This is a genomic window from Pseudomonas marginalis, from assembly GCF_001645105.1.
Taxonomy (GTDB): Bacteria; Pseudomonadota; Gammaproteobacteria; order Pseudomonadales; family Pseudomonadaceae; genus Aquipseudomonas; species Aquipseudomonas petroselini.
In genome coordinates, this window is the sequence record NZ_LKEG01000048.1 from 41,921 (window position 1) to 50,772 (window position 8,852).

Sequence of the window (8,852 nt, forward strand, 5' to 3'; positions counted from 1 at the left end):
CGACGTTAGCGTTGTTGGGGAGCGCTGTTCCACTGATAAAACGTTGGAGCCTGGCCGCAATGAATCGTTTCATTTGCGTATAGCTTATACGTGGCAACCGCTGCAAGGCCTCTTCAGTGGAAGTCACGACTGCGCACAGGGATCCCTTCCAACAGCGGCGTCAGGTCGGTCAAGCGCCCGGCGATCAGGTGTCGCACTTCGCCCACCGCCTCCCAGCGCCCATCCACTTTCAGCAGCCGCGAACCCACCAGCGCTTGGCGTTGACGCTCGGCAAGATCACGCCAGACCACCACATTGAGGTTGCCGAATTCATCTTCCAGGGTCACGAAGGTCACCCCGCTGGCGGTACCGGGGCGTTGCCGTCCGGTCACCAACCCGGCGGTGCTGACGTTGCGCCCATGCTCGACCAGCATCAGTTCCTGCGAGCTACGGCAGCGCCGTTTGCGCAGCTCGGTGCGCAACAACGCCAATGGGTGTGGGCCCAAGGTCGTGCCGACAGTGGCGTAGTCGGCCTGCAGGTCCTCGCCCACCGTCGGCGCCGGCAGTGCCACCACAGCCTCATCGGGGCTTGGCAGGCCGGCGAACAGCCCGAGTTGCTTGTGCACCCCCGCCACCTCCCAGCGCGCCTTGTGCCGGTTGTCGGCCAGGGCGCGCAAGGCACCGGCATCCGCCAACAATGCCTGGGTGCGCGCATCCAGCCCGGCGCGCGCGTCCAGGTCGGCGATGTCGCTGAACACCCCGCGTTGGCGCGCCGTTTCGATACGCCGGCCCTCCTCTTCGCGTAACCCCGCGATCATGCGCAAGCCCATGCGAATCGCCGGCTGCGCGCCGTCGATGGGCTCCAGGCTGCAATCCCAGTCACTGGCCTGCACATCCACCGGCCGAATCTGCAAACGATGGCGCCGCGCATCCTGCAGGATCTGGTCCGGGCTGTAGAAACCCATGGGCCAGCTGTTGATCAGCGCACAGGCAAACGCCGCCGGCTCATGGCATTTGAGCCAGCAACTGGCGTAGGTCAGCAAGGCGAAACTGGCTGCGTGGGATTCGGGGAAACCATAGCTGCCAAAGCCCTTGATCTGCTCGAAGATCTGCGCGGCAAACTCTTCGCTGTAGCCGTTTTTCAGCATGCCGGTGCGCAGGCGCTCCTGGTGCGGTTCCAGGCCACCGTGGCGCTTCCAGGCCGCCATGGAGCGGCGCAGCTGGTCGGCCTCGCCGGGGCCGTAGTCGGCAGCGACCATGGCGATCTGCATCACCTGCTCCTGAAACAGTGGGATGCCCAGCGTGCGCTTCAACACCACCTCCAGCTCCGGTGACGGATAGGTGGTTTCTTCTTCCTTGTTCCGACGCCGCAAATACGGGTGCACCATGCCGCCCTGGATCGGCCCCGGCCGCACGATGGCGACCTCGATCACCAGGTCATAGAACGTCTGCGGCCTGAGCCTGGGCAACATCGACATCTGCGCCCGCGACTCGATCTGGAACACGCCGATGGTGTCGGCCTTGCTGATCATCGCGTAGGTGGCGGGGTCTTCCTTGGGAAGGGACGCCAGGGAATAGTTCCGGTTGCGAAGGCCGCGCAGCAGATCGAAACAGCGGCGGATCGCGCTGAGCATGCCCAGGGCGAGGATATCCACCTTGAGCAGGCCAACGGCATCGAGGTCGTCCTTGTCCCACTGGATGATGGTGCGCTCGGCCATGGCGGCGTTTTCCACCGGTACCAGGGTGTCCAGCGGGTATTCGGAAATCACAAAGCCGCCGGGGTGCTGGGACAGGTGCCGGGGAAAGCCGATGAGTTGTTGGGTGAGCGTGAGCACGCGACGCAGGATCGGGCTTTGCGGGTCGAAGCCGCCCTCGCGCAAGCGCTCCAGGGGCGGCGCGTCATCACTCCAGCGCCCGCAGCAGTCGGCCAAGGCGTTGATCTGGTCCGGCGGCAAGCCCAGGGCCTTGGCCACATCCCGCACCGCGCCGGCCGCGTGGTAACTGCTGACCACCGCCGTCAGCGCCGCGCGGGTGCGGCCGTAACGCTGGAACACGTACTGCAGCACTTCTTCGCGGCGCTCGTGTTCGAAGTCCACGTCGATGTCCGGCGGTTCATTGCGCTCCTTGGACAGGAAGCGTTCGAACAGCATGCTCGTCAGGCTCGGGTCGATCTCGGTGATCCCGAGGGCAAAACACACCGCCGAGTTGGCCGCCGAGCCCCGGCCCTGGCACAGGATCGAACGGCTGCGGGCGAAGCGCACGATGTCGTGCACGGTGAGGAAGTAGCTTTCGTAGCCCAGCTCGCTGATCAGCGCCAGCTCTTTGTGGATCTGCTGCAAGGTGTGGGCGTCGACACCCTGCGGCCAACGCTGGGCGATGCCTGCTTCGGTCACGGCGCGCAGCCAGGATTCGGCGTCGTGGCCCTCGGGCACCAGTTCGCGTGGATAGTGGTAACGCAACTGGCTCAAATCGAACGTGCAGCGGCGGGCGATGGCCTGGGTTTCGTCGAGCAAGGCGTGCGGGTACAGCGCGGCCAGGGCGTCGAGGCTGCGCAGATGCCGCTCGCCATTGGGGTGCAGGCGCGTGCCGGCCTCGGCCACCGGCACGTGATGACGGATGGCGGTCATGGTGTCCTGCAGGGCGCGGCGCCCACGCGCATGCATGTGCACATCACCGCAGGCCACGGCCGGAATGCGCAGGCTGGCGGCCAGGTTCAGGCGTTGTTCCAGGCGGTGCGCATCGTCCTGGCCGCAATGCAGGTGCACCGCCAGCCACAGCCGCTCGGCGAAGGTGCGGCGCAGCCATTGGATCGAGGCCTGGGTGTCGCTGTCTTCAGCCACCCACAGCGCCAAGAGGCCGGGCAGCGGTTGATCGAAGTCCTCCAGCAACAGGCGATAGTTGCCTTTTTCCGCGCGCCGTCGGGCCAGGGTGATCAAGCGACACAGGTGCTGGTAGCCGCTGAGGTCTTCCACCAGCAGCACCAGTTTCGGGCCGTTCTCGATGCGCACCTCGCTGCCGATAATCAGCGGCAGCTCCACGGCCTTCGCCGCCTGCCACGCACGCACGATGCCCGCCAAGGTGCACTCATCGGTGATCGCCAGGGCACTGTAGCCTTGGCGTTTGGCCCGTTCGAACAATTCCAGCGCACTGGACGCGCCGCGCTGGAAGCTGAAGTTGGACAGGCAGTGCAGCTCGGCGTAGCTCATGCAAACCAGCCTTGCAGCCACAGCCCATCGTTCTGCCCCACGGTGCGGTAGGCCCAGCCTTGCTGGCCAGCGCGGGTCTGGATCAGGTAGTAGTCGCGGCGCACATCGGCGCCGTCCCACCAGCCGGACTCGATGCGTTCCGGGCCCATCAGGATATGCACACCGTGCTCGGCCAGCAGTGTGGGCGTGCTCAGCAGCCAACCCGGACGGTGCACGTTGTTCAGGGGCGGGCACGGGTGTTTATCCGTCGCTGCTTGCCAGGCGTATTCGGGGCGGTGGTCGGCGTGAAAACGCAGGCCTTGCACCGCCTCATCGCCCAAACGGGCACGCAGGCGTTCGCGCAATTGCGCCCACGGCAACGTCTGCTGCGGACGGTCGTCGAACAGGTCCTGGCGCTGCGGCACAAACACCGGCAAGTCCTGGGCCACCAGGCGAACACCGCGCACCGGCGAGGTGACTTGGACGTGCTCCAGACGCCCACGGGCCAATTCAAACAGCATCGCCGGTTCGCGCTCGGCGCTGAGCAGGCCGACCTTGATCACCGTGTCGGTTGCCTGGGCGTGTTCCAAGTGCAGGTCGAAGCGTTGCACGCCACTGTCACGGCCACACAGGAAGGCGGACAGATCGCCAGTCAGACGTCTTAGCGGAAACAGCAGCGCCTGGTGGGATTGCACATCGAAATTCAGCTCGATGCGCACATCGAACCGGTCGGGCGGCTGGTAAAACGCCAAGGCCAATGGGCGCTGCCCGCTCAATGCATCCAGGTGCTTGAGCAGGCTGGCATCAAAGCGGCGTGCCAAGGTGTGCCGGGGCAGCGCCTGCACCTGGGCCAGGGTGCGCAGCCCCATGCGCGACAAGGCCGTGGCGGCCTGCGGGTCAAGACCGGCGCGGTCAATGGGCAGCGGCCCCAGGGCCTGCATCAAGCCGTCATCCTGCACCGCCAGGCCATCCTCGATATTCGCCAGCGCCCGCGCGGCGGCGGGGTTGGGCGCAGCGACGATGCGGTGACGAAAGCCCAGTTCAGCCAGCTCCTTGCGCAAACGCGCTTCGAACTGCGGCCACGGCCCGAACAGACCCAGGCTCGACTCGATTTCGAACAACAAGGCCCGTGGATAATACAGGCTGACCTGGGAGCTGAACTGGTAGGCCCAGGCGGCGAGGAATTGTTGGTGGCGTTCGATCTCGGCGGGGTCATATTCGGCGCTGGCAAAGGTCTTGGTCAGGGCCTGCGCCGCCGTCAGGGATTGACCGGGACGCAAGCCCAAGGCGCGGGCAGCGTCATTGACGGTTTGCAGGACGCGGCGCTGTGGCGTGCCGGCCAGCAGGACCAGGGGTTGGTCCGGCTCGGGGTGCACACGCTGCACCCCGTCCAGCGCCAATTGCGGGAAGACAATACACACCCAGCGCATGGCAACCTCAGTGCCCCGCCAGCGCAATCGGCGCCGGATGGGCCAGCCCGCCCCGGCACTTGAGCACCCGCACTTGCGCGGGTTTCGCCTCGACGGCCAGGCGCAAGGCGGCGGGCGATGCATTGATCGCCTCACTCAAGGCGCGCCAGGCAAACGCCAGGGTCTGCCCGGTTTCCGCCGCAACTTGCAGGCGCCGCAGCGCCCGGTCATCGGCCTTGCGCGGCCAGCACAACACCGCGCCGCAACTGCCGGAGCGCAGGCACTGCTCGACGGCCCACAAGGCATCGCGCTCCTCGGCCTGGATCACTGAGAGCAGGCGCAAATCCACCCCGGCGTTCTGCCAGGCGTGGGGGTACGGCGTGTACGGCGGCGCTACCAGCACAATGCGCTCGCCTGCCTTTGATAAGCGCGCCAGGGTCGGCAGCACCAACTGCAACTCACCCACGCCGTCCTTTGCCATGAGGATTTCACTCAACGCCGCTTCCGGCCAGCCGCCCGAGGGCAGCACCGCGTCCAGCGCCGCCAGCCCAGTGGGATAGACACTGGCCGGGGGCGCGGCGGGCCGGCCTTTCCACACGCGACCGCCATTGAACAGCGTGTCCAGTGCAACGACGGCGCCCATCAACCTTGCCTCACCAAACCGCAAAACACGCCTTCGATGGCCAGGTCCTGATCGGGCCCCACCACGATGGGTTGATACGCGGGGTTGCGCGGCAGCAGGCGCACGCTGTCGCCGCTGCGTTCGAAACGCTTGATGGTCACTTCGCCGTCCAGGCGCGCCACCACAATCTGCCCATTCAAGGCCTCGGCACTGCGGCGTACGCCCACCAGGTCGCCGTCAAGAATGCCGTCTTCGATCATCGAGTCACCTTGTACCCGCAGCAGGTAATCCGGGGTTTTCGCAAAGGTAGACGGGTCCAGTTGCAGGCGGCTGTGCACTTCAGCATCGGCGCCGATGGGCAAGCCTGCGGCCACTCGACCGAGCACCGGCACATCCAGCCATTCCGGGCGTGCCGGTTGGTTGAGCAGCCGAATGCCTCGGGCCTGGTTGGGGTTGACCTCGATAAAACCGGCTTCGGTCAGCGCCAGCACATGCTTGCGCGCCACGCTGCGCGAGGCAAAGCCGAACGCCTCGGCGATCTCGGCGAGGCTGGGGGGCTGGCCTTGCTGCGCGATGCGGTCGCGGATAAAGGTCAGGATGGCGGTACGGCGGGGGGTCAGAGTCGTCATGGAGTACATTTGTACTCCTGTAGGAAATTTCTGACAATAGCCACCAGTCGCTTGGGAGCCGACGAGCGTTATCGAAACGTCCCACATAACCGCCGGATAAGCTCTACTCCCCTCCCCTGAAAAGGTCCGCAAAGTCCCTCGCCTGACTACACAGTGCGAGGGATTGCAGATGGCGTTATTGGTTTGGGCCCCGGTTGATGGGGCGGCCTCATGATCGAATTGACCAGCCAAACCATTGGTTTTTTGGTACTGGCCGCCCTGGATTCAAAGACGCGAGACGTCGACTCCGTGATCAGCGACTTCAAGCGCTGCCTCAATCACTACGACGCCTGGGCGGAGAGCTTTTTCAGCTTTTCGGCGCTGGATATCGAGCAAGTCTTCAAGGTTGGACATGACGTGGCGCTGGTCGCGCCGATCAACCACTCCCTGTTTCCCAGCACCACCACCGCAACCTGCCAGGCCAACGGCACGTTGACCCTGGTGCATATGTTCCAGAGCGCTCGATTCGTGCCCATTGGCAATACGCCAGTGATGCTGCAACGCATCGACCCCAAGGGTGGCCCGCTGGGCGACCCCCTCCATAAGACCATCGGCCCCAGCGGCATTCTCGAAATCACGGAATGTGATCGCAACGAGCAGTACCGAGTCAGTTTCTACCCCAACGTGTCCACAGCGCATTTCAAGGCGTTGTACGCCTCTTACCAGTCGGTTATCGAATCGCTGGAAGGCTGGCTGCGCAGTGAATGGGGCACCACCTTCGAACCGTTGTGGAAGGGCTATTCCGAGGCCAACGTTCTCAAGCGCTACCTCTCACTGCATCAAGGCTACGCACGCGGGTTTGGTAAGGCGCTGTACTCACTCTGGGACAACATTCAGCAGATGCTGCAGTGGTTTTTGGACCCATTGGGGCATGCCGAAAAACTGCTGCATTACCTGTCCCAGGATGAATTTGAAAAGCTGTTGAAGCTCGGTACCGAAAGCCTTGCAAAGGGCTTGATGGTGCTGAGCGATGAGCCGCTGTTGTTCGTCTATCTGTCGGCAATGGTCAGTTGGATGCGGATGTTGCCGCCGCCCTACATGAACGAGTTGCTGGGGGAAATCAGCGCCGAAGTATTGATCAATGTGGTGCTGTGTCTCGCTACCGCCGGGATGGGGGTGGCGGTGCGCATCGGTACGAAGGTGCTGGGCAGCATCAAGTCTCAGCATGCGCGCAGATGGTTGGAGCACATGGCTGGGCAGTTCGGGAAGTTTCGTGCGGATGATCACACGCAGGTGGCTAAGCCGATATTGCTCAGTAGCCAGGCAACGACGATCAAGACGATTCCGGATGTGCCGTTGAAGGCTGGGGATCAAGTGGTTGCCAACCCGGTGCCGGTGGTTCGGGACAAGCCCAAGCAGCGGACGGTGTTGGTGCGGCAGGAGCCTGTGGATGACGCTCCTGCTGTTGCTAAGAACCCGGCTGGAGAGGCGGCCGCGCCTTCGGACAAGACCGCCACTAACGGTTGCCCGGTGTCGATGGTCACCGGCGAAGAACTGCTGACGCTGACCGATGGGGCATTGGACGGGGTGTTGCCGTTTGAGTGGACGCGGTTGTACCGCAACAGTGCGGTGGAAGTGGATTGTGGGTTGGGGTTTGGTTGGAGTCACTCGCTGGCGCATCGGCTGAGTGTTTCCGGTGATTCGGTGGTGTGGACAGATCATGAAAATCGGTCGACTACCCTGCCCTTGCCTACGGTTTCTCGGCCTGCGATTACCAATAGTTTGGCTGAAGCGGCGATTTATCTGGGTGCTGTCCCCGATGAGTTGGTGCTGGCGCAGGCGTCACGTTTCTACCACTTTCGCGACGGTGTGCTGACGGCGATCAGCGATGCGTATGACAACCGGTTGCGCATTTCCCGCAATTATCTGGGGCAGATTGAGCGGCTGGATAACGGTGTCGGGCGCTCGCTGTTTTTGCGCTATGCATCGGGTCGGATCGTGGCGGTGGACTACCAAATTCAACGCATCGTCGATGAGGGTCCGTATGTTTGGGTGACGGAGCAGACCGTTGTTTCCTACGCGTATGACGGCGCTGGGCGACTGATTTCGGCGACTAACGCTGTCGGCGAAAGCGAGGTTTATCGGTACGACGAACAGCACGTCATTCTTGAGCGTGGTTTGGCCGGTGGGGCGAGTTTCTACTGGGAGTGGGAANAGGCAAGGCGGCGAGATGTGTCCGGCATTGGGCCAGCTTTTCGCAGATGGACACGCGATATGCCTGGGATGACAACGGGCAGGTCACGGTGTTTAACGCCGACGGCAGCCAGGAAGTCTATGTCCATGATCAGCGGGCGCGGCTGGTGCAGCGGGTCGATCCGGACGGTGCCGAGCACTTCAAGTCCTACGATGAAAAAGGCCGGCTGACGGTTGAGCAGGACCCGCTGGGAGCGGTGACGGCGTATCAGTACGACGAAGCCGGACGCTTGGTGGCGTTGTTTCCGGGAGANACCTACGAGTATGACAATGGGTTCGTACGGGTTGTGCGGCGTGGTGAAGCGGTTTGGAAGTATGAGCGCAATGATCAGGGCGATGTCATTCGCAGGACCGATCCTGACGGCAACGCTACTGACTACAGCTACAACAAATATGGGCAGTTGGTTGGGGTTTGGTATCCGGATCACAGCTGTCAGAAGTTGGTTTGGAATGAGCGTGGGCAGTTGCTTGAAGAGCAGTTGCCGAATGGTGNCCTTGGGCGGCAGGTGGCGCGTGAGGATGAACATGGGGCGCTGACCCAGTATCAATGGGACAGTGTTGGGCGGTTAATTGGCGTTGTGCTACCGGGCGGTGCGCTCAGGGAATACAGCTACAACCCTTACGGAAAAATCACTTCCGAACGCGATGAACTGGGGAACGTCACCCGCTACGAATACGCCGATGGCCTGCACCTGATCAGCCGTCGCCTCAACGCCGATGGCAGCCAGGTCAACTACCGCTACGACAACGTGCGTTTGTTGCTGACCGAAATCGAAAACGAGGTTGGCGAGACCTA

5 protein-coding genes are annotated in these 8,852 nt (G+C 63.3%); 1 reads left to right on the forward strand and 4 read right to left on the reverse strand.

Features of this window, described 5'->3' with window-relative positions:
• Nucleotides 1–113 precede the first annotated feature (113 nt).
• Genes AO064_RS21105 through lexA form a run of 4 tightly spaced genes read right to left on the reverse strand, consistent with a single transcriptional unit; the run spans nt 114 to nt 5,833 of the window.
• On the reverse strand, nt 114–3,206 hold the full coding sequence (locus tag AO064_RS21105) for an error-prone DNA polymerase (RefSeq protein ID WP_208602916.1): 3,093 nt from the start codon (nt 3,204–3,206) through the stop codon (nt 114–116).
• Nucleotides 3,182–4,594 (reverse strand): Y-family DNA polymerase, encoded by a 1,413-nt coding sequence (locus AO064_RS21110; protein ID WP_064054551.1) that lies wholly within the window; start codon nt 4,592–4,594, stop codon nt 3,182–3,184. Before AO064_RS21110 ends, AO064_RS21105 begins: the two co-directional genes overlap by 25 nt.
• Before the next feature lie 7 nt (nt 4,595–4,601).
• Nucleotides 4,602–5,216, reverse strand: coding sequence for a translesion DNA synthesis-associated protein ImuA (gene imuA / locus AO064_RS21115; protein WP_012724752.1), 615 nt, complete (start codon nt 5,214–5,216; stop codon nt 4,602–4,604).
• Complete coding sequence (gene lexA / locus AO064_RS21120) at nt 5,216–5,833, reverse strand: transcriptional repressor LexA (protein ID WP_034106295.1); 618 nt, start codon at nt 5,831–5,833, stop codon at nt 5,216–5,218. Before lexA ends, imuA begins: the two co-directional genes overlap by 1 nt.
• 1,506 nt (nt 5,834–7,339) lie before the next feature.
• Here lexA and AO064_RS31875 point away from each other — a divergent pair.
• Nucleotides 7,340–8,227 (forward strand): RHS repeat domain-containing protein, encoded by an 888-nt coding sequence (locus AO064_RS31875; RefSeq protein WP_425262149.1) that lies wholly within the window; start codon nt 7,340–7,342, stop codon nt 8,225–8,227.
• Nucleotides 8,228–8,852: the final 625 nt, after the last annotated feature.